Source organism: Priestia sp. YIM B13491, from assembly GCF_042787605.1.
In the GTDB taxonomy this organism is placed as follows: domain Bacteria; phylum Bacillota; class Bacilli; order Bacillales; family Bacillaceae_H; genus Priestia; species Priestia megaterium_E.
In genome coordinates, this window is the sequence record NZ_JBHZOR010000003.1 from 425539 (window position 1) to 444835 (window position 19297).

22 protein-coding genes are annotated in these 19297 nt (G+C 39.3%); 3 read left to right on the forward strand and 19 right to left on the reverse strand.

The features are described 5' to 3' along the window. Positions 1-3: 3 nt before the first annotated feature. The 5 genes from tkt to ACFX4E_RS13225 all read right to left on the reverse strand — a co-directional run bounded on the left by tkt (position 4) and on the right by ACFX4E_RS13225 (position 6343). Positions 4-1998: a transketolase gene (gene tkt, locus ACFX4E_RS13205; RefSeq protein WP_377238385.1), complete on the reverse strand. Its 1995-nt coding sequence runs from the start codon at positions 1996-1998 to the stop codon at positions 4-6. A 28-nt stretch (positions 1999-2026) separates the two neighbouring features. Then, positions 2027-3529, reverse strand: coding sequence for a glucose-6-phosphate dehydrogenase (gene zwf / locus ACFX4E_RS13210; protein ID WP_377238386.1), 1503 nt, complete (start codon positions 3527-3529; stop codon positions 2027-2029). 443 nt (positions 3530-3972) lie between these two features. Beyond that, positions 3973-4395 (reverse strand): hypothetical protein, encoded by a 423-nt coding sequence (locus tag ACFX4E_RS13215; RefSeq protein WP_334036723.1) that lies wholly within the window; start codon positions 4393-4395, stop codon positions 3973-3975. A gap of 196 nt (positions 4396-4591) precedes the next feature. Further along, positions 4592-5446 (reverse strand): GAF domain-containing protein, encoded by an 855-nt coding sequence (locus tag ACFX4E_RS13220; protein ID WP_028409306.1) that lies wholly within the window; start codon positions 5444-5446, stop codon positions 4592-4594. Between the two features lie 330 nt (positions 5447-5776). Beyond that, entirely contained in the window at positions 5777-6343 is a 567-nt protein-coding gene (locus ACFX4E_RS13225; RefSeq protein WP_098432238.1) for a GNAT family N-acetyltransferase, read from the reverse strand. Between the two features lie 128 nt (positions 6344-6471). Between ACFX4E_RS13225 and ACFX4E_RS13230 the strand changes: the two genes are divergently transcribed. Next, complete coding sequence (locus ACFX4E_RS13230) at positions 6472-6777, forward strand: hypothetical protein (protein ID WP_377238387.1); 306 nt, start codon at positions 6472-6474, stop codon at positions 6775-6777. Positions 6778-6844: 67 nt separating this feature from the next. Here the strand turns inward: ACFX4E_RS13230 and ACFX4E_RS13235 are convergent, their stop codons facing one another. The 9 genes from ACFX4E_RS13235 to ACFX4E_RS13275 form a co-directional block, all read right to left on the reverse strand. Then, a complete protein-coding gene (locus ACFX4E_RS13235; protein WP_377238388.1) occupies positions 6845-7234 on the reverse strand; it encodes a VOC family protein in 390 nt (129 codons plus the stop codon). Beyond that, a complete protein-coding gene (locus ACFX4E_RS13240; protein WP_377238389.1) occupies positions 7231-7800 on the reverse strand; it encodes a shikimate kinase in 570 nt (189 codons plus the stop codon). The genes ACFX4E_RS13235 and ACFX4E_RS13240 overlap by 4 nt, the downstream gene beginning before the upstream one ends. A gap of 11 nt (positions 7801-7811) precedes the next feature. Further along, positions 7812-8264 carry a hypothetical protein gene (locus tag ACFX4E_RS13245; RefSeq protein WP_377238390.1) on the reverse strand — a complete coding sequence of 151 codons (453 nt, stop codon included), beginning with the start codon at positions 8262-8264 and terminating at the stop codon, positions 7812-7814. A gap of 239 nt (positions 8265-8503) precedes the next feature. Continuing rightward, entirely contained in the window at positions 8504-9199 is a 696-nt protein-coding gene (locus ACFX4E_RS13250) for an ABC transporter ATP-binding protein (RefSeq protein ID WP_098580101.1), read from the reverse strand. Then, on the reverse strand, positions 9199-10284 hold the full coding sequence (locus tag ACFX4E_RS13255) for an ABC transporter permease (RefSeq protein WP_377238391.1): 1086 nt from the start codon (positions 10282-10284) through the stop codon (positions 9199-9201). The genes ACFX4E_RS13250 and ACFX4E_RS13255 overlap by 1 nt, the downstream gene beginning before the upstream one ends. Before the next feature lie 72 nt (positions 10285-10356). Beyond that, a complete protein-coding gene (locus ACFX4E_RS13260) occupies positions 10357-11739 on the reverse strand; it encodes a sensor histidine kinase (RefSeq protein WP_098432243.1) in 1383 nt (460 codons plus the stop codon). After that, a complete protein-coding gene (locus ACFX4E_RS13265; protein ID WP_028409314.1) occupies positions 11736-12410 on the reverse strand; it encodes a response regulator transcription factor in 675 nt (224 codons plus the stop codon). The genes ACFX4E_RS13260 and ACFX4E_RS13265 overlap by 4 nt, the downstream gene beginning before the upstream one ends. Positions 12411-12573: 163 nt before the next feature. Then, positions 12574-13452, reverse strand: coding sequence for a PhzF family phenazine biosynthesis protein (locus tag ACFX4E_RS13270; RefSeq protein ID WP_028409315.1), 879 nt, complete (start codon positions 13450-13452; stop codon positions 12574-12576). 14 nt (positions 13453-13466) lie between these two features. Further along, positions 13467-13811 (reverse strand): YunG family protein, encoded by a 345-nt coding sequence (locus ACFX4E_RS13275; RefSeq protein ID WP_028409316.1) that lies wholly within the window; start codon positions 13809-13811, stop codon positions 13467-13469. Positions 13812-14001: 190 nt separating this feature from the next. Between ACFX4E_RS13275 and ACFX4E_RS13280 the strand changes: the two genes are divergently transcribed. After that, the gene (locus tag ACFX4E_RS13280) at positions 14002-14775 is read left to right on the forward strand and encodes a DUF2628 domain-containing protein (protein WP_377238392.1); all 774 of its coding nucleotides are present in this window, start codon (positions 14002-14004) and stop codon (positions 14773-14775) included. A 57-nt stretch (positions 14776-14832) separates the two neighbouring features. On the opposite strand, the gene ACFX4E_RS13285 is transcribed toward ACFX4E_RS13280, so the two are convergent. From ACFX4E_RS13285 to ACFX4E_RS13295, 3 genes are all read right to left on the reverse strand, one after another. Beyond that, the gene (locus ACFX4E_RS13285) at positions 14833-15969 is read right to left on the reverse strand and encodes a GAF domain-containing sensor histidine kinase (RefSeq protein WP_028409318.1); all 1137 of its coding nucleotides are present in this window, start codon (positions 15967-15969) and stop codon (positions 14833-14835) included. 80 nt (positions 15970-16049) lie between these two features. After that, entirely contained in the window at positions 16050-16622 is a 573-nt protein-coding gene (locus ACFX4E_RS13290) for a GNAT family N-acetyltransferase (protein ID WP_377238393.1), read from the reverse strand. Positions 16623-16969: 347 nt separating this feature from the next. Further along, positions 16970-17278, reverse strand: a complete 309-nt coding sequence (locus tag ACFX4E_RS13295; protein WP_335570555.1) for a hypothetical protein — start codon at positions 17276-17278, stop codon at positions 16970-16972. A 515-nt stretch (positions 17279-17793) separates the two neighbouring features. Between ACFX4E_RS13295 and ACFX4E_RS13300 the strand changes: the two genes are divergently transcribed. Continuing rightward, the gene (locus tag ACFX4E_RS13300) at positions 17794-17940 is read left to right on the forward strand and encodes a YjcZ family sporulation protein (RefSeq protein ID WP_013057978.1); all 147 of its coding nucleotides are present in this window, start codon (positions 17794-17796) and stop codon (positions 17938-17940) included. A 314-nt stretch (positions 17941-18254) separates the two neighbouring features. Here ACFX4E_RS13300 and ACFX4E_RS13305 read toward each other — a convergent pair whose 3' ends face one another. Both ACFX4E_RS13305 and ACFX4E_RS13310 read right to left on the reverse strand, forming a co-directional pair. Beyond that, positions 18255-18701, reverse strand: a complete 447-nt coding sequence (locus ACFX4E_RS13305) for a GNAT family N-acetyltransferase (protein ID WP_028409321.1) — start codon at positions 18699-18701, stop codon at positions 18255-18257. A gap of 20 nt (positions 18702-18721) precedes the next feature. Then, entirely contained in the window at positions 18722-19105 is a 384-nt protein-coding gene (locus ACFX4E_RS13310; protein ID WP_025751010.1) for a MerR family transcriptional regulator, read from the reverse strand. Between the last annotated feature and the right edge of the window lie 192 nt (positions 19106-19297).

Below are 19297 nucleotides of genomic sequence, written 5' to 3' on the forward strand. Positions count from 1 at the left end.
TATTTAAGCCTTTAGTAATTCTTTTGCTTGTGCCACTACGTTTTCTTCTGTAAATCCAAACAGCTTCATCACATCAGCTCCCGTTCCTGAAGCACCGAATGTGTCAATAGCTAACACTTTTCCTTTTGGTCCTACAAAGCGTTCCCAACCAAGTGAAATTCCCATTTCTAGAGAGATTCGTTTTGAAACAGATTCAGGCAAGATGCGCTCTTGATACTCTTTTGACTGCTTGTTAAACAGCTCCCAGCTAGGCATTGCTACAACACGTACAGATATACCTTCACGCTCTAGCTGAGTTTTAGCACTGACCGCTAGTGCTACTTCAGAACCTGTAGCGATAAAAATCAGCTCCGGCTTATCGTTTGTTTCGGTTAATACGTAAGCTCCTTTAGCTAGGTCGTTGATATTTTGTTTTGTTTCTTCAAACACAGGCAAGTTTTGACGGCTAAGCACTAAGGCTACAGGACCTTCCGCTTGCTGAAGCGCATAAGCCCAAGCGCTAGCTGTTTCGTTTGCATCAGACGGACGGATTACGGTAAGCCTTGGAATTGCACGAAGAGAAGCTAAATGTTCAACGGGCTCATGAGTCGGTCCATCTTCTCCTACTGCTATGGAATCATGAGTAAACACATACGTGACCGGCAGCTTTTGCAGTGCAGCCAAACGAATCGCTGGACGCAAGTAATCATTAAAAACAAAGAATGTGCTGACAAACGGCTTCACACCGCCGTGAAGGGCCATTCCATTTCCGGCCGCTCCCATTGCATGTTCACGTACGCCGAAATAAATATTTCGATTTCCGAAATATCCTGGTGCGTAAGGGCCTTCTTCTTTAATGTCCGTCATCGTGGAATGCGATAAATCAGCGCTGCCTCCAAAAATAGATGGCACAGATTTAGTGAAATAATTAATAGCTTCTCCGCTTGCAACACGAGTCGAAATCGCTTTTTCTGATGAGAATGTTAAAATATCATTCACTTCAATTAACGCTTCGCCTGTGATAGCACGCTCTAATTCATCAGCGAGCATAGGGTATTCTTTTTGGTAAGAAGCAAACAGCTCGTTCCACTCTGCTTCTGCTTTCATCCCTTTTTCTTCTAGCTTTTCAAAATGGGCTTTTACTTCTTCTGGAACATAGAAGTTTTCTTCAGCTTTCCAGCCGTAGGCTTGCTTTGTTGCTTTTGCTTCTTCTTCTCCAAGCGGATTACCGTGTGCTTTATTTGTTCCCGCTACTTTTGGACTTCCGTAGCCAATAATTGTTCTCACTTCAATAAGCGTTGGCTGCTCGGTGTTCTGCTTCGCTTTTTCGATGGCTTTTGTGACTTCATCTACGTTATTTCCATCTTCTACACGCAAATACTGCCAGTTTGCAGATTCCGCTCTTTTTTGGATATTTTCACTAAACGAAAGATTTAATTCCCCGTCTAACGAAATATCGTTGGAGTCATATAAAGCGATAAGTTTACCAAGCTTCATATGGCCAGCCATGGACATTGCTTCATAAGAAATGCCTTCCATCAAGTCACCATCGCCTACTAACGTATACGTATAGTGATCAATGACTGGGAATTTTGACTGGTTAAATTTTGCCGCTAAATGAGCTTCTGCCATTGCCATTCCGACTGCATTTGCAATTCCTTGACCTAAAGGACCTGTTGTGGCTTCCACGCCGTCCGTATGGCCAAATTCAGGATGTCCCGGTGTTTTACTGTTTAGCTTGCGAAAGCTTTTTAAATCTTCTACTGATACATTGTATCCGCTTAAATGAAGCATGCTATACAGCAAGCTTGAGCCATGACCGGCTGATAAGATAAAACGATCTCGGTTAAACCAGCTTGAATTTGCCGGATTATGCTGTAAGTGATTCGCCCATAGCGCATAGGTCATCGGAGCCGCTCCCATCGGAAGCCCGGGGTGGCCTGAATTGGCTGCGTTCACCGCATCAATTGACAGGGTGCGAATCGTATTAACTGCAAGTGTGTCTATGTTGGTACTCATGTGTCATCCTTCTTTCGCTTTGTTTGTATTAAACTGGCTGCACTTCGCGTGATTGACTTGCTGTTTCTTCATCCAGCCACCATTTAAAACCGTCTTTTTCTAAAAGTGCATGTGATGCATCAGGGCCGTGTGAACCAGCAGAATATTTATAAAGCGGCACTGTATTTTCCTCAAATGCTTCAAGAAGCGGCTGAACCCATTCCCAAGCTAGCTCTACTTCTTTCCAATGAGCAAAAAATGTAGAATCTCCGGCGCATGCATCTGCAATAAGACGCTCATATGCTTCCGGTGCTCCTTCTTGCTGACCTGAAAAATTAATTTGTACAGGCTCAATATGACCATGATTAAATGGATTTTTGCTGTTCAACTGCAGCGTAATATTTTCATGCGGGTTAATTTCAATGATCAACAGATTTGGAGATGTTGTTTCTCCTTTGTCTAAGTACAACTCTTTTAACGAGTCTTTGAATTCAATAACAATTCGCGTCGCTTTTTCAGCCATTCTTTTCCCTGTACGAATGTAGAAAGGAACGCCTTTCCAAAGCGAATTATCGATATATAGTCTGGCTGCTAAAAACGTGTCCGTCTGCGAAGATGGTGATACGCCGGGCTCATTTACGTAGCTCTCCACTGAAGAGCCGTTTATTTTTCCGGCCTCATATTGACCGCGAATAACGTCTAGATCCATATCTTCTTTTACAAGCGGACGAAGTGCTTTTAACACATTTATTTTTTCGTTTCGAATATCATCAGCGCTAATGCGGGCCGGTAAGTGCATAGCCGTCATCATCAGCATTTGCAGCATATGATTTTGAACCATATCTCGAATGGCTCCCGAATGGTCATAATAGCTTGCTCTTTCCTCTACCCCGACCGTTTCACTTGCTGTAATTTGTATATTCGCAATATGTTCGTTATTCCATAATGATTGAAGAATAGGATTAGCGAATTCCAGCGCTTCTAAATTTTGCACCATCGACTTGCCAAGATAGTGGTCAATGCGGTAAATCTCTTTTTCTTTAAACGCTTTGCTCAAGTTTTCGTTTAATTGTCGAGCTGACTGTAGATCATGGCCAAACGGTTTTTCAATAATTAACCGTTTCCAACCTTTTGTAGCACCTAAGCCACTGTTTTTAATATGCTCGGCGATCGTACCGAAAAATTCTGGGGCAACGGAGAGATAAAACATTCGGTTGCTTGGAATGTTTAGTTCTGCTTCTCGTGCTTCTACTAGATTTAACAGACTTTTATAGTCTTCAACATTCGTTGCATCCAATTGACTGTAGCGAAAAGCTGAAAGAAAATGCTGCATAAGAGATGAATCTTTTTCGACGCGACGTGAAAAAGTATGAATAGATTCTTCTACTTTTTTCTGAAAATCTGCATCGGACATCTTCCTTCTGCCTAGTCCTACAACAGAAATTGATTTAGGGATTTTCCCATCTACAAATAAATTATAGAGTGCAGGATAAATTTTGCGTTTCGCTAAATCACCTGTTGAACCGAATAAAACAAAAGTCATCGCTTCCATATCTCTTCCTCCTGTTAGGAAAAATATAATCTTTTAAAAGTAACTTTTCTTTCACTCGTTACTTTATGTAACATATCTTATTCCTGAAATATTTTTTCGTCAAGATATTAAACTCGTAAAAAATCATTTCAATTTTCTTTTTTTATTTAAACCTTATAGCAGCTTATCTCGGTTAGTTTGTGGAAAAATAATGAAAATACTTTTCAGTTGAATTTAGAAAATAAAACTGTTTTAATGGACTTGATAGAATTGTATGAAAGTAAAAACATACATACTATTTACATATGTGCCAGGTAAAAAATATCAAAAGGTGGAAGTGCTATGAAAGCTCAACTAATGAAGATAGTTGAAGACCTATCAGTTTTTTTACATAGAAAAATTGTAAAACACTCTAAAGGAGAAAGGAGAGTTTGTCCTCTTTCTTTTAAGCTGCACGCACGCCTTTAATGCGTGGCTACAGCAAGAAGTGCAAGCATCATATAGAGGTTAAAGACAGCCAGTAAAACAAGAACGGTATAGACTAGTGTTTTACCTGTTTTTCCTAAAAAGTAGACATTTACTAAACTAAAATACACGCTTACTGCGCATAAAACGAACGCAAGAAATTCCTTGCACTCACTGGGCTTCATTTGAAAATCTGGATTATAGTAAATTTGAAGATCCTTACTAACGGCAAACGGCACGGTCCACCACCTGATCAAAATTCCAATAAACATAAGTATCCCTATTGTGTTTAACGTGGACTGAAGTGTTCTCGGCTGTTTCTTTTTCATATTCACATCCGTTTGTGCGGACCTTTTGAAGTTTACTCGCATGTATTTCCCCCCATGATGTTTTTGCATACCACAAAAAAGATCATCAGCCATACGCAGGCCTCTCCCGCGGCTATTTCTTACACCGTCAAAAGATGCGTAATAATCATCACGCAAGGCTTCAATAAAGTTATATTTTTTATCTATATTCACTTTATGCTGCATTTGATGCTTTCACAGCTTCTGATCATACCAGCTTGTTATATACATACACAAAAATAAGCCTTGGCTCATAGAGCTAAGGCTTGCTTCATGTTTTGATTAAGTTATACCCCACACATTGAAGAGCTTGTTGAATATTTTTCACGACTTTTAACTGTAAGTTTTTCAAATCATGATTTTTAATTTGCTCTTTCGCAAATGTGGGCGTTACACCTGTTATAACTGCTTGAGCACCCATGAGCTGAAGTGCTGTAATCATTTTTAAGAAGAAATTCGGAAACTCTTTTTCTCTCAGAAGCAGCTTCGATAAATCAATGATAAAGTAATCTATTTCATTATGAGCTGCATCGTGAAGCACATCTGTCATAATCTGATCCGCACGCTCTTTATCAATAATACCTTGAAGAGAAAGAATCGAAACACCTTCTGTAATTGGAATGATTGGGACACTTAAAAACCCCATCTGATATCGTGTTTCATCCAGATCGATCATATGAGATAAGATACCTGCCATTGATTGTAAAAAAGCAATATCTTCTCCTGAAAATTCTTTTTCTTCCTTGTCCATTACACAGAGTGTTCCAAATACATTTCCTTTTAAATCTTTTAATGTAACACCTAAAAAACCTTTTACCTGCAATTGATCCGTTACTTCTAGCTGTCTGGTAACGGCATCCTTCATCAGATTTGCCGTATGCATAACGTCTCCGTCATTCATAATGATTAAGCGGCAGTATGTACCTCCGTATTCAACGCTGTATCCTTCAGGAATAATTTCTTCCTTCTCGTTATATGAGCTGAGGACCGTCATCGCTGTTTCTCCTTTTCTAGTTACGTACGTTGTGCGGACATTCAGCTGGTTGGTAATAACCTCAAATAATTTTTGCGAAACAGACCGCAGTGAATAAAAATGAGGAACTTTATTTTCTCCATCAACGTTCATCTAGTTACCTCCATCGCAACCATCATTCTCTCTGCCATAAGTGCATTCTTTCATAAAGATACACACAGTTTGTTTCTAACTTTTTTGTAGTATGAGAGAGTACGGCTATATTGCCTCTTTTCTATCTTATACATGCTAGATTTGACATATGACATGATTTCACATAAGAAAAACTTCTTCCGTTCATGAAAGAAGAAGTTTTAAATTATATAAAAATCTTACACGTCCCCATCTCCCCTCTATTCCCCGTATTAGGATATATCAAACTAAACTGCTTAATTCTTATGGATAAAAAACAAACGTTTACAGGAAAACATAGCACACAGGGTATTAAAGCTCCTGCTGCATCTTTTTGTTCCATTCCCTTCGCAGAATGCCCATTTTAATGCTGTCAAAATAGTTACCGTTTACGATACGTGCTTCTCGGATTCTCGCTTCTTCTTTCATCCCTATTTTTGCCGCTGTTTTGATCATTCTGATATTGCCTGACCATGTGGACATACCGAGTCTATGTAAATGTGTAGATTCAAATAAAAAATCAATCCACATGCGGTAAGCTTCCGTTCCGTATCCTCCGCTCCAATAGTCTGGGTCGTAAATGACAATTCCGGTTTCCAGCCAGTTTGTATGCTTGTCCACCCAATAGCAGCTCACGGTCCCCACCGTTTTTTCATTAATAATAATCGCAAGTATTCGAGGAACTGACGGAAAAAGCTCATATTCTTTTTTCCATGAGTTTATATACTTTTCTTTCGTGAGTCTTCGTTCTGGTATGTACGGAGCATTCCACTTTTTTGCTTCTTGGTTTTTTTCTTCGTACTTCCAGTAATAAAGTTCATTAACGTCTTCCTGTGTCGCTTCTCTTAACGACACTTTTTCTCCTATTAGTTTTATCATGAGAAGCATCACTCCTTGACTTATAAAATAGCTTATTACGTTCTGTAGAAATAAAACGAATATTAATACACGTGTGTACAAGCACACCTTTGCATAACGAATAAAATATAGTAGTTATGATGAAAGGAGTGAATCTTATAAAAAAATATTATTGCTACTACAATTCAGCAGATGGAAAATATTATGTAGAAAGCGATTATTCTTCTAAAAAGCGTTCTCGCAAGAAAAAACCATGCTGTGTAACCATTAATTATTATACAAATATTGCATATGAAGGCGGACAAATTGCTATAAACGGTGGACAAAACGCATCTCAAGGTGGACAAATTGCCAAAAACGGCGGGCAAAATGCTAATCAAGAAGGACAAATCGCAGGAAAGTACGGGCGAAATAAGCTAACTGAATTTAATTTCACTAATGGTAATGAAGAGTAATTCCCCCTGTTTTGCCTGTAAAACACCGAGAAGAATGTATATACTCCCGGTGTTTTTTGTTTTTCTTCTATTTATTACTTACGGTTTCCATAACTGCAAAATAGTTATCTTCACTGTCTGAAAAGTTAAAGACTTTTCCTGAAGGCATGGATACAATTTCTCCTACCGTTACGCCTTTAGCTGTTAAATCTCCGTATAGTTCATCCACATTCTCTGTAAAAAACAGCAGCGAAGGAGTCCCGACATTTAATTCTGGCTGCATTTTTGCTATTAGCTGTTTGTTATGAAGGATAATAGTTGTTTCAGCACCCGCTACCGGCGCTAGCTCAATCCACTTCATGCCTTGTTTATTATTTTGTTCAGACATAACTTGAAATCCCATTTTTTCTGTCCAAAACTTTACCGCTTGATCTTGATCGTTTACATACACCATAATTTGACCAACTTTTTTAATCATTTCTTCCACTCCTTTGATATAGATAAAATAATTTCTTCGGCTACTGTATCTGCCGATTTTTCTTTTGTGTAGATCGTTTGCTTTGCCAGCATCTCATTTGATGGATGCGTTACAAAATGTTTGTTAAGTTCAAAAACATCTTTATCATCCGTTATTTGCTGCAATCTTTGATGTAATAGTTGTATAGACTCTTCTTTATCAGCACTAGGAAGCAATAAAAATAGAGACTGGTAAGGTTTTAACGTCTTTTCTACTTGCTGAAACAACCCCATGTCTTCATACACTGAGTGACCCGCGCCAAAATCAATGACCGCATGTTTGTACTCTTCTAGTATTCTTTTAACAGCATAGGCTTCAAACGGTTTCCAATAGGCGTACATGCCTTGAAATCCTTGTTTTTCTCGAACGTTTTGCTGTGTTTCTTTGCTGAATCCTATTTCCCGGTAGTAGGAAAATCGCACTTCATCCATTGAGCACTGAGGAACATTTAGTTTTTTTGCCACTTTTTCACCGACCGTCGTTTTTCCAGCGCACATAGGTCCAATGAGAATAATAGGGGTTTGCATATGCTCTCTCCTTATTTTACTTCCAGCACAAACGCGTACAACGCATCTCCATTGGATACATTTTTTTGATTTTTATCCATCCACAATACTGAATATGAGTAGTAGTAAGTGCCTGCTTCAGAAGGTGCTTTCAGCTTATTTTTCTTTAGTGGTACGTCCACTTCATTTTTGTTTTGTATTTGTACCATATGCCTCTCGTTAGGCTGCCGCTTATGTTTGATAGTAAGCGCTAGCGATTTATTTGCTTTAACTTCAATAGGCTTTTCGGTTTTTAACAATTCTAAAGGGCCTGCTTTATCCACACACGTCTCTTTCCAGCAGTATGTGCCAACTTTTGTTTCATAAAGGTGGTTGTTTGCTTCGAGATACGCTTTTGGCGGGGATTCTTCAAGAACTCCACTGCTTGAACATCCCGTAAAGCTTGCTACGATAAGTCCAAACGCGGCTGTTTTCCATTTTCTCATCGTTTCATCACCTTTTTACTATTTCTTCATTGCCTTTTCATTTCCTGTTTCTTATTTTCTTCCTTCCTAAATAGCGTTGTTTTATTTTGGCTATACGCTTTTTAAAGAAGTGGAATATGAATAACTAACCCATCTACTAATAAAGAAGCAAACGTATGGAAGCTCCAAATCGAGACGACAAATATATGCACAATGAAGAACGCAAAAAAAGCGCTGCTCTTGTCAAGAGCAGCACTTTTTTAAACTTGCACGCTGTTTGATTCTACTAATTTTCCATCTTCCATCCACACAATGCGGTCACATAAATCCAGCATTCTTTGGTCATGCGTAACCATTACAGCTGATTTGCCCCTTAGCTTTACTTCATCTGCGAGCATTTGCACGACTGCTCTTCCTCGCTCTGAATCCAAGCTTGCCGTCGGTTCATCTGCAAAGATAATTTCAGGGTTATTCATCCACGCTCTTGCAATCGCTGCCCGCTGGCGTTCTCCGCCCGATAGACTTTCAGGATAGTGATGCTTTCGATGAGCAAGCCCTAGCTTTTCAAGCAAATCATCCGCTCTTTTTTTCGCTTCTTTATTTCGACTTCCTTCTAGTTCCGTGACAAGAAGAAGCTGATCGCGAACCGTTAAATACGGAATTAAATTAGCTGCTTGAAAGATAAAGCCAATTTTCTTCAGGCGAATGCTGTTCATTTGTGATGGAGACATTTTATTAATCTCGTCTCCGTCAATAATCACACGTCCGCTAGACGGTGAAAGCAGCGCGCCTGCAATGGATAAAAAGGTACTTTTCCCAGAACCAGAAGGACCGACAATCGCCACAAGCTCTCCTGCTTTTACACGCAGCGATAGGTCATTTAACACAACTACAGCGTTTTCTCCGTCTCCAAACGACTTGCTAACATTCTCTAAAACTAATTTTTCTTCACTCATTAAACAGCCCTCCCAATCGCTTCAACCGCATCTACTTTTGCTACGCGATACAGCGACAATAATGAACTCAGTACAGAAACAGCTACAAACAGCGCCGAACAGCCGGCAATTAGCGATACATCCAAGTGGAATGGCATCGAATCAGGCAAAATGGCAGCTACTCCGTATGTCAATCCAATACTGATAGCGAGACTGCATAAAGTTAACATAACCACTTGAGATAAAATCGTTCGCGCTAAATAACTTGTTTTTGCTCCTATCGCTTTTAACACGCCAAACTGATTCATTTTTTGAAGCGTCATCACGTAGAAAAAAACGGCTAATACAAAAGCGCCAATGATAAACAGAAACGCGACCATCATTAAAAGCGAGCCTTGTTCTTCTTGATAGCCAGGAATTCCTTTTAACGCTTCATCTTTACTAATCACGTCAATGTTAGACTCCTTTTTTTGAAGAGCATGTGCTTTTTTATCGTTCATGTTTAACACCACTGCATTAAAAGCACCTGTGCTTTCAATTGTCTTCCACTCTGTAAGATTAATATGAATAACAGGCGCGTGACTAAACGACTGATTTTTTGTAAAACCAACAATCCTAAAGCTTTTTCCTGAAGCCGTATCTTTTATCATATCACCTAGCTTTACTCCTTCTTCTTTTAGCAAAGAGTCCGCCACGGCTTCATGTTTCGCATCGTCCGTAATCATCTTCCCTTCTGTTACGTTCGGAGCTAAAAAGCCGCTTGTGCTTATGGCAAAAAACGAGGCGTCTATTTTTTTCGCTTTTCCTTCATTTATAATTGCTGTCATCATCACACCAAGCGGCTCAGCATTTTTCTTGCCGCTTAATTGTTGAATATCTTCTGTTTTGTTTATGGATAAAACAGAGCGCGTCAGGCGCTGATCCGCTTCTTTTTGAAGCACAACGTAATTTCCTTTCATTTCTTGAACAGCTGAAGCATTGTCAGAGGAAAGCCCCTTTGCTAAGCCTGATACAAAAAGCACAAGCCATACAATTAACACCATAATCACGCCAATGAGTAAGTAGCGCAGCTTCGCATGTTTCAATTCACGTAAAGCCAAAAACATGTTTCTTTCATCTCCTTTTTTCATTCTATTTAAAGTATAAAAATAGAAAATGAATGGAAGATGAACGGCTCATTACATTTTCGGAAGATAAACGTGAAAGGTGCTGCCTTTTCCTTTTTCGCTTTCAACGTGAATGGAACCTCCGTGCATTTCGACAATTTGCTTCACAATCGCTAAGCCAAGCCCGCTGCTTCCTTCGGTCCGGCTTCTTGCTTTATCTTCCTTATAAAAACGATTAAAAATATGCGGGAGGCTTTCTTTTGACATGCCGATTCCCGTATCTTGAAATTCCACGTGGCAATGCGTGTCTTCCATACCAACGCGAAGAGACAGCGTGCCTCCTTCTTCCGTAAACTTTACGCTGTTTGTAATCAAATTTGTCCACACTTGATGAAGCAGTTTTTGATCGCCTGAAATCATCGTTGAAGGAAGATCCATTTCAATAGCCAGCTCTTTTTCACGCCAGCTCCACTCCGTCATAAACAGCACCTGCTTGATTTGAGCTGCAACATCAAACGTACTTTTTTCGATATGCTCACTTTCTTTATCAAGTGAAGCAAGCGTAAGCAGCTGTTTGCTGAGTGACGACATGCGCCGGCTTTCTTCTTCAATAATAGACAGATACTCATTTCTCTGTTCATCTGAAAGATGAGCAGAACGGAGCGTTTTCGAAAACCCTTGAATGGACGCCAGCGGAGACTGAATTTCATGCGACACGTTGGATACAAATTCTTGGCGCATCTCTTCAAGCTGCTCTAAACTTTTAGCCATCTCGGAAAAATGTGAAGCAAGCGCCCCGATTTCGTCTCGGCGCTTCACGTACAGATCGACGTTGTATTTTCCTTTTGCCACTTGTTTTGTCGCTTCCGTTAGTTTGACAATTGGTTTTACTAAATAACGCGTACTAATAAGTACAAATAAAATACTTAATACAATCATCAGCAGTAAAATAACCGAGAAAAAAATGCGCATTTCCCCGAACTGCAGCTGAATATCAGGGCGGATAAACAGCGCTTGCTGCTTATTACTTTCTCCTTTTAACGGCACGCCGATGGTATTGGCTAACACATTATCAAAAAATCCCGTCACAAACACCTGTGAAGGAAAGTTTGCAATTCCGTGATACATTTTTCCGTCCAGTACTTGTTTGACAGCACTCTTTTCTAAGCGCTGATTTCTAAATTCCCGTCCGTAAAACGTCTCATGTCCGCTCCTGTCCACCACATATATTTGATAGCCCAATTTACTGATATGCTGTAAATAAGCTTGTTGATCCACGCCCCTATTACTTTCGTAAAAGCTCGCAATGTCTTTTGCCATACGCGTAAGCTTTTGATCGTTATAAGGCTTTAAGCTGTACTGATAATAAACGTTTGCTAAAATAAACGCTAGGAGACTGCTAAATACCATTACAGCAATGGTTGTCAGGACAATCCGCAAATAGAGCGTCTTCATTTTGCCGTCACCTCAAGCTTATAGCCGACGCCTCGAACCGTCGTAATGACAAAATCATCGGTATGTCCAAACCTTTCGCGCAGCCTTTTTACGTGTACATCGATTGTGCGGTTATCTCCGTTAAAATCCGCTCCCCATATCAGATGAATTAATTCTTCTCTTGTGAAAATTCTTCCTGGATAGCTCGCAAGCTGAGCTAATAATTCAAATTCTTTCATTGGAAGAATTAACAGTCGTCCGCTGCAGTGCACTTCATAGCTTTTTCGGTCGATAGAGGTGTTGTTCAGCACGATCATTTTTTCATTTACCACTTCGTATCGGCGAAGCAGGGCTTTGATTCGGAAAATCAATTCTTTTGGTTCAAACGGCTTTGTAACATAGTCATCCGTTCCCGCTAAAAAGCCTTTCTCTTTGTCTTCCAGCTGATCTTTTGCTGTTAATAAAATAATGGGAAAATCATAATAGCTGCGTATTTCTTCGCAAACTTCATATCCGTCTTTATGAGGCATCATAATATCGACAACCGCTAAATGAATGTGCTGCTTAGCAAGCAGACCCGAAGCTTCCTCACCGTCTTTTGCTTCATGCACCACATAACCTTCAAGCTGCAAATAGTGACGAACTAATTGCCGCATATGCTCATCGTCATCCGCCAGTAAAATGTGAATCATTTCTTCTGCCACTCCTTTTATCAACCATTTAAAATGGCGGCCTTTTGGCCGCCATCATTTATTCTTTCAGTATCTATCTGTTTACTAGTGTAACCAAACGCCGTGGTCCTATTGCGTTTTTATTAGGATAAGAACTTATTGTGAACAGCAGATGAACGGCTTGTTACAAAATCCATTCACCGCGCGCAATCATCTCTACTTTTCCGCCTACTTTAATGTGAAAAGCTTCTCCATCATAACTAGCTTTTACATACAGCAGTGAAGGTCTTTCTATCTCGTATCCTTGTTCTACACGTATGTCAATCACGGTCTGATTAAAATAGCCGTATTTAACTAAATATGCTGCCAAACAGCCGTTGGCGCTGCCGGTTGCTGCATCTTCTGGAACGCCGTAGTAGTCGGCAAAGTCCCGTACGTTTAGCTGATGATCTTGGTGATAGGTTTCCCGCGAAAAGACCATAATTGCTTTTGCTTCTGTATTTTCTATCAGTTTGAAATATTTTTCTTTGTCTACATTTATTTCTTTAGCTGCTTCTAATGATGTTAACGGGGCAAGGATGACAGGCAGACCGGTGGATACTTCTTGAACGGGAAAACGCGTGTCGATATAAGCTTCATCAAGGTTTAACACATCCGCCACTTGCTTTTTATCAAGCACTTTCCCAAACGTCGGCTGACTTTGTGTCATCCATAGTACATCTTTTTGTTCATCATATGTAACGGGCGTAGGACCTGCTTTATAATGAAGAATAAGCTCCTCTGTATCTTTTTCTTCTAGTTCTTCTCGGATAACATAAGCGGTACCGAGCGTCGGATGGCCTGCAAATGGCACTTCTTCATTAGGTGTAAAAATCCGCACGTTATATTCCCCTTTTGCAGAAGAAGACGTAATAAACGTCGTTTCAGAGAAATTAATTTCTTTAGCCATTTGCTGCATCTCTTTGTCTGAAAGGCTTCCTGCGTCTTTAAAAACTGCGAGCTGATTTCCCGTATATTTTCTCTGTGCAAATACATCAACAATGGAATACTGAATACTTTTCATTTATGTGTTCCTTTCTAAAGGGAATTTTTATGTATGAAACAGGCCATTACGTTTTTCTTTAAAGCCTCATATTGCTCTTTATTCGTATCCATAAACGCTTCTTTCCGACTGGACAAAATGTCTGCATAATGGAGAGGCTCGCGAAATTGTTCTTGTGTAAAATCACAGCGCTGTCCGTTGAGCTGATTATAGAAATGCCAGCCTTCTTTACACGGAGTTTTTAAAATACCTCCTCCTTTGATATCTTGAACGACAAGAGCTGTCACGCCGCACTGTCCTTTGGAAGGATTGTCAGCCGTCCACTTCGTGCTTGAATGAATTGACCACGATTGGTGCAGGGCTTTCTTTAAACGATTCACGTTTAAGCACCTCCTTTTTCTTCAAATCTACCATATTCTTCTTTTTTATGAAAGTTCCCGTTAAAAAACCCATAGCACAAATATTCTTACTTTAAAAATAATTTAAGGAAGAATAGAAAAATAATAGAAATAATGTATAATAATAGAGTCATTTTAGATGATAGATTATAACCAATGAAAGGTGTTTTAAATGGAAGAACAAGCAGTAAATGAACTCCTGTCTTTTGAAGAAGAGCATAAAGTAGTTCGAACAAATACGTCCTATTATGATTTGAAGTGGGGAAAAAAAGCTAATCCAGCTAAAAACAACACGTGGAACTGGGCAGCCTTTTTTCTGACAAGCGCGTGGTTTGCATACCGAAAAATGTATAAGCACTTTTTTATTTTAACGCTTATTGAGGTAATTTGGTTTTCCCTTTTGTGCTTTGTAGACATACCAGAGTGGTCGGATGCAATTGTGTTCGGCGGTGCTTCACTTATTACAGGGCTATGTGCCAACCGCTGGTATTATAACCAAGTTAAAAACGTGTTAGTTCGAGCCGAAGCTCAGCCGGAGCAGCGGAAAGAAGCTTATCTGCAAATAAAAGGCGGCACTCACATCGGAATTGCTATTGGTTTAAGCATCTTAGCGCTTGTGATTACTTTTGGAGTCGGAGCGGGATTATCATTTTTACCAACAAAAACGAATATTAAAGATGTAGTTCGCTACGGCGACGAAGCAATTACGCTTGAAATGTACAACGATCATCCAAAATGGACCTATATTAAAAAAGAAGGCCGTCATCACGTTGTACAATTTACCGGCTACGATTATACAGAAAAAGAGCATGTACGCATTGTATTTAATGTTTATTTGGATAAACAAATTTACGAATGGGACAAAATTTACATCAACGGCAAAAAGTTAAATAAAAAAGATGCGGAAGACTATGAATACTGGATTGAAGACAGTTCAGCATATTAAAAAGGTCAGCAAAAAAAGAAAGGATGAGGCTTGCTCTCCTTTCTTTTTTGTTTTATCTTAAAGCGTCAAAGGCAGCTTAACCGTCACTACTGTCCCGTTCTCATCACTTTCAATCGAAAGCTTACCGTTATGCTCGTTGATGATTGTTTTACAAATAGAAAGCCCTAACCCCATGCCTGTTCCATCTTTTGTTGAGAAAAATGGATTTCCTACTTTATTAATAATGGATAGCGGAATCCCAGAACCGGTATCTTGAATATCAATAAGAGCACAATCTTCCCATTTTTTGATAATAAGATTTACTTCCCCGCGTTTCTTTTTCTCCATTGCTTCAATGGCGTTTTTCAAAAGATTCATAAACACTTGTCTCATTTGAGCAGGATCGATTGATACAAGCGGAATGGCTCCTTCTATTCTTACGTTCATTTCGACATTATACAGCGCAGCTTCACTTTTCAAGAAAGCAACGGTATCATGAATAACTTCTACAATCGATACGATTTCTTTTTTAGGCGCTGTTGGCTGCGTGACAAGCAAGAAGTTGTTAATAAGTTCATTCATACGGTCCAGTTCATCAAGAACAATTTTTTGAAAAGGCTCTGCCTGTTCATTTTCATTAAATAAAAATTGAATAAAACCGCGCACCGACTGCATCGGGTTTCGAATCTCATGCGCTAACCCTGCTGCCAGCTGCCCTACGAGCGCCAGTTTATCAAGCTGCAGAATTTTCTCTTCAATTTTCGGCAAAACAGCCGCTTGATTTTTATAAATAATATGAGACAAAATACCAGCCAGCCGGTTTAACCCTTGAATTTCACTTTCGCTAAACTGATAAGGATCCGGATCGACCGCGCATAAAGTACCAAACATTCTCCCGTCTTCTAGCACAATCGGTGTTCCTAAATAAGAACCTACCCGGGCACCATCAATGATGGCTAAATTAGACGTTCTAACATCGCGTTTTGTATTGGGAATAACAAGGGGCTCATCACACGTGACTAAGTTGCATACCGCAAGCTCTAACGGCAGCGTCAGTCCATCCTCTACAAGGCTTCCCCCTTCTTTATTAAAGGCTTTCATAACTGAAAATTGTTCGTCGAAAATCCCTACAAACAGCGTCCTGCTTCCGACTACTTCGCTAGCCATCTGCAATACATCCCAAACGGCTTTTTCATTGATGTTCCTCTCTTCCATTACCTTAGTCACCTACTATTTAAATATAGACTGTTCTATTCTCTTATTCTCATTATAAAATTTAAATGTAAAAACGTATATCAAAATTTTAAGAACTCGTTTATTTCTTCTATGTCATCATTAGGGTTAAGGATAGCTAAGACTTGATGGTCTTCCCATATACCATTAATATTTACATTTTTTCTAGCAATTCCTTCCCTATGAAACCCTGCTTTTTCAAGTACGCGCTGAGAAGGCAAATTACGTGGCATAACGCCGGCTTCAATGCGGTGAAGATGCAGCTCTTCAAACGCATAGCCAACAAGTGCTTTTACGGCTTCTGTTGCGTACCCTTTTCCATTATAATGCTGATCTAGAAAATAGCCGATAAACGCGCTTTGTAAAGATCCGCGCAGCACTTGAAAAAGACTAATGGTGCCAATCAGCTTATTATTCTCTTTTTGAAAAAGACCAAAATAGTATTCTTCATCGTTTTTCCTGTTCTCTTCATGACGCTGAATTTTTTCTACTTGGCTTTCCAACGTATAAAAAGAATGCTCTCGAATCATAGAAAACCGTTCAAAAAAACCGCGATTGTCCTTTTGCAACCGAAGGCTGTCGTGCGCATCGCTGACAGTTAAGGGGCGTAAATAAATAGTATGACTTTCGACCATGGTATGTCTCTCCCTTTTTTACTTCTCACAGAAAGTTATGTAAAAAGAATGCTTCATTAACATTTTCCATTTTCTCACATAGTAAGCGTTTCTTACTGTAATGTAAAGAACCAAAAGCACGATTCTAACATCTTTTCTTTATCCCTTTCTGCGGCTATTTTTAATTTCTTCCCTATGTAAAAATAAAAAACCACCTGGGAAATCACCAAGTGGTTTTTTATATTAAGCGGGGTGCACGCTCTGATTAACTGTGGATGGATATAAAGCCTTACGTTCCAAAACAGACTTCTTTATAGAAAAGAATGGGGTAAAAAATACTTTTTCTGAGATTTTTCTTTTATTTACGTTTAACAGCAGCCGCCGAAGCCATAGCCGTAACCGCCAAAGCCACCATAAGGATAACCACCGTAACCGTAGCCGCCAAAGCCATATGGTGATAACAGTGAACCTGCTACTAGCCCTCCTGCTAATCCTCCTAAAAATGGACCTCCAAAGCCATAGCCGAATGGTCTGCCAAAGCCATAGCCAAACGGGCGTCCGAAACCAAACGGTCTGCCAAAGCCAAACGGTCTGCCAATAAACCTTTCATCTGTGTGTTGAAGTTGATGATGATCTTGAGAATACATAGTAGGTAAAAAATGCATTTCTGAATTCATAAGAGAAACCTCCGTTTTTTTGTTTTTGCTTTCACCCATGAATATGCATTTACCTAGTCGCTGTCTTGGGCAAATATCTTGGTTATGCTGAAAATAAGGGAAAAGAATTACGAAAAAAAACAAATTACTAGGTTTATATGAAAATGAGCTTGATTTCTCTTTAGTACCTAATACATACAAAAAAGCGGATCCTGACTTAGAATGGTATAGGGAAAGTACTAACGTGTTTATTTCATAGTAAAAAATAAGAAGCCGAAGAAAAAATTCTTCGGCTTCTCCTTCATTATGTACGCAGGCTAAGGAGGAATTGGTATTAGCCTGCTTTGTTATAACATGGGGGCTCATATATGAGATCTTGGGATGATTCATCCTATGTAGAAAGTGAAAAAAAGTACCGTGTCCATCTTATTTTCTTATCTTTTTTTTATTTTCATTGAAATCATTGGATATTTTTGGAGCACTTTTGCATTTCAGGCATATGTTAAAAATGTACTCAGAACTTGGAGGTGAAATATATGGGCTTCTATGGTGGCTGTGGTTATGGCGGTTACGGTTACGGCGGCGGCTGCGGATTTGGCAGTGGCTTTGCTTTAATCATCGTATTATTCATTTTATTAATCATCATCGGCTGTGCTTGCTGGGGAGGATTTGGCGGTTGCTAATCATTAGAAATAGTGATAAACAGCTTCATTTCCGCTAATTTTTTTACCAAAAGCTAGCTTTCCACTTTATTATGAAAAAGCAGTGTCCACATAATGGGCACTGTTTTTAAATGTGCTTATGAACCAGGTAATAATAAGACTAGCCATTATAAAAAAATAGATTTTTTTAATCTGCTGTTTCTTGTCTATTTCTTCCCATCACCTTATTTTTCTTGTTCATACTTCCTTTTCTTCTACATATTAATAGATAAAAAGATTAATTATAAAGAGAGTCACTCTGCAACTCTCTTCCTGCTCTATGTAGATGCTAAACATTAAACAAACGTTTTTTTCAAGACAACGCGCTGATCATTGACACTATAGCCGTTTCTTTCATAAAAAGCCTGTGCAGCTCCTCCAGTCGCCGTCAAGAGATACAAGCTGTTGATATCGTGTCTTTGAAGTTCGTTCTCAAACCGGCTTAAGATAGCTGAACCGTACCCTTTTCCCTGCGCGCTTGCGCTGACGCAAAGCTCGGCCACGTAAAAGGTCATACCGCTGTATGATTTTTTTGCGTGACCTGCAATCATTCCAATCAACTCTCCTTGGTCATAAAATAAATAGCCCATAAATTTAGGTGTGTTCAGTAAATCAGTCAGCCTTTCTCTAGCTGATTTCTCTGTCCACGGCTCATTCCAAGGTGTTTTTGTAAATACATTCATATACAAGTTAATGCACTGCTGCATATTCTCTGCAGTGAGAGGTACTACTTTTTCGATCATTTTTACGCTTCCTTTTTTGTTTAGTTTGAAGGCTTGTTAACAATTCGCTCGTACATTTCCGGCAGGTGCTTAATTTTATAATCAATCGTCTCAAGCTTGTGATGGATTTCTTCGATTTCTTTTTGTACCGCTTTTTTATGATCCATCAGCATTTGCAGGCTTTTATCAAGCACGGCATTTTCAAGCGTACAGTTTTCAATAAGCGTCCGAATGTCCTTGATTTGCATACCTGTGCTTTTTAAACAGCAGATTAAATCAATCCATTCAATATCTTGTTCTTTAAAAATACGATTCCCTGACGCTGTACGATCTAAAAATGGAAAAAGCCCTTCTTTATCATAATAGCGAATGGTATAAATTGTCACGTTCAATTTTTTTGCCACTTGTGAAATGGTATACGTCATACTGCTTCCTCCTACACCTTAAACTTCTCAGAAAAACATGATGAGTTTGTCTTGACCTCTAGTTATCTCGAGGATTTATTCTTTTATAGTCTTCTTCATTGAGCTCTTTATGCTGCAGCCTTTTTGTACAAGCAGCAAGCAACATATATTTAAACCTGAAAGGATGAATACGATGAATACTGCTCACATGAT

Coding starts and splice junctions, on each gene's coding strand:
- tkt (WP_377238385.1), bottom strand. CDS start 1,998: ATGAGTACCAACATAGACACACTTGCAGTTAATACGATTCGCACCCTG.
- zwf (WP_377238386.1), bottom strand. CDS start 3,529: ATGGAAGCGATGACTTTTGTTTTATTCGGTTCAACAGGTGATTTAGCG.
- ACFX4E_RS13215 (WP_334036723.1), bottom strand. CDS start 4,395: ATGGCTGATGATCTTTTTTGTGGTATGCAAAAACATCATGGGGGGAAA.
- ACFX4E_RS13220 (WP_028409306.1), bottom strand. CDS start 5,446: ATGAACGTTGATGGAGAAAATAAAGTTCCTCATTTTTATTCACTGCGG.
- ACFX4E_RS13225 (WP_098432238.1), bottom strand. CDS start 6,343: ATGATAAAACTAATAGGAGAAAAAGTGTCGTTAAGAGAAGCGACACAG.
- ACFX4E_RS13235 (WP_377238388.1), bottom strand. CDS start 7,234: ATGATTAAAAAAGTTGGTCAAATTATGGTGTATGTAAACGATCAAGAT.
- ACFX4E_RS13240 (WP_377238389.1), bottom strand. CDS start 7,800: ATGCAAACCCCTATTATTCTCATTGGACCTATGTGCGCTGGAAAAACG.
- ACFX4E_RS13245 (WP_377238390.1), bottom strand. CDS start 8,264: ATGAGAAAATGGAAAACAGCCGCGTTTGGACTTATCGTAGCAAGCTTT.
- ACFX4E_RS13250 (WP_098580101.1), bottom strand. CDS start 9,199: ATGAGTGAAGAAAAATTAGTTTTAGAGAATGTTAGCAAGTCGTTTGGA.
- ACFX4E_RS13255 (WP_377238391.1), bottom strand. CDS start 10,284: ATGTTTTTGGCTTTACGTGAATTGAAACATGCGAAGCTGCGCTACTTA.
- ACFX4E_RS13260 (WP_098432243.1), bottom strand. CDS start 11,739: ATGAAGACGCTCTATTTGCGGATTGTCCTGACAACCATTGCTGTAATG.
- ACFX4E_RS13265 (WP_028409314.1), bottom strand. CDS start 12,410: ATGATTCACATTTTACTGGCGGATGACGATGAGCATATGCGGCAATTA.
- ACFX4E_RS13270 (WP_028409315.1), bottom strand. CDS start 13,452: ATGAAAAGTATTCAGTATTCCATTGTTGATGTATTTGCACAGAGAAAA.
- ACFX4E_RS13280 (WP_377238392.1), top strand. CDS start 14,002: ATGGAAGAACAAGCAGTAAATGAACTCCTGTCTTTTGAAGAAGAGCAT.
- ACFX4E_RS13285 (WP_028409318.1), bottom strand. CDS start 15,969: ATGGAAGAGAGGAACATCAATGAAAAAGCCGTTTGGGATGTATTGCAG.
- ACFX4E_RS13290 (WP_377238393.1), bottom strand. CDS start 16,622: ATGGTCGAAAGTCATACTATTTATTTACGCCCCTTAACTGTCAGCGAT.
- ACFX4E_RS13295 (WP_335570555.1), bottom strand. CDS start 17,278: ATGAATTCAGAAATGCATTTTTTACCTACTATGTATTCTCAAGATCAT.
- ACFX4E_RS13300 (WP_013057978.1), top strand. CDS start 17,794: ATGGGCTTCTATGGTGGCTGTGGTTATGGCGGTTACGGTTACGGCGGC.
- ACFX4E_RS13305 (WP_028409321.1), bottom strand. CDS start 18,701: ATGATCGAAAAAGTAGTACCTCTCACTGCAGAGAATATGCAGCAGTGC.
- ACFX4E_RS13310 (WP_025751010.1), bottom strand. CDS start 19,105: ATGACGTATACCATTTCACAAGTGGCAAAAAAATTGAACGTGACAATT.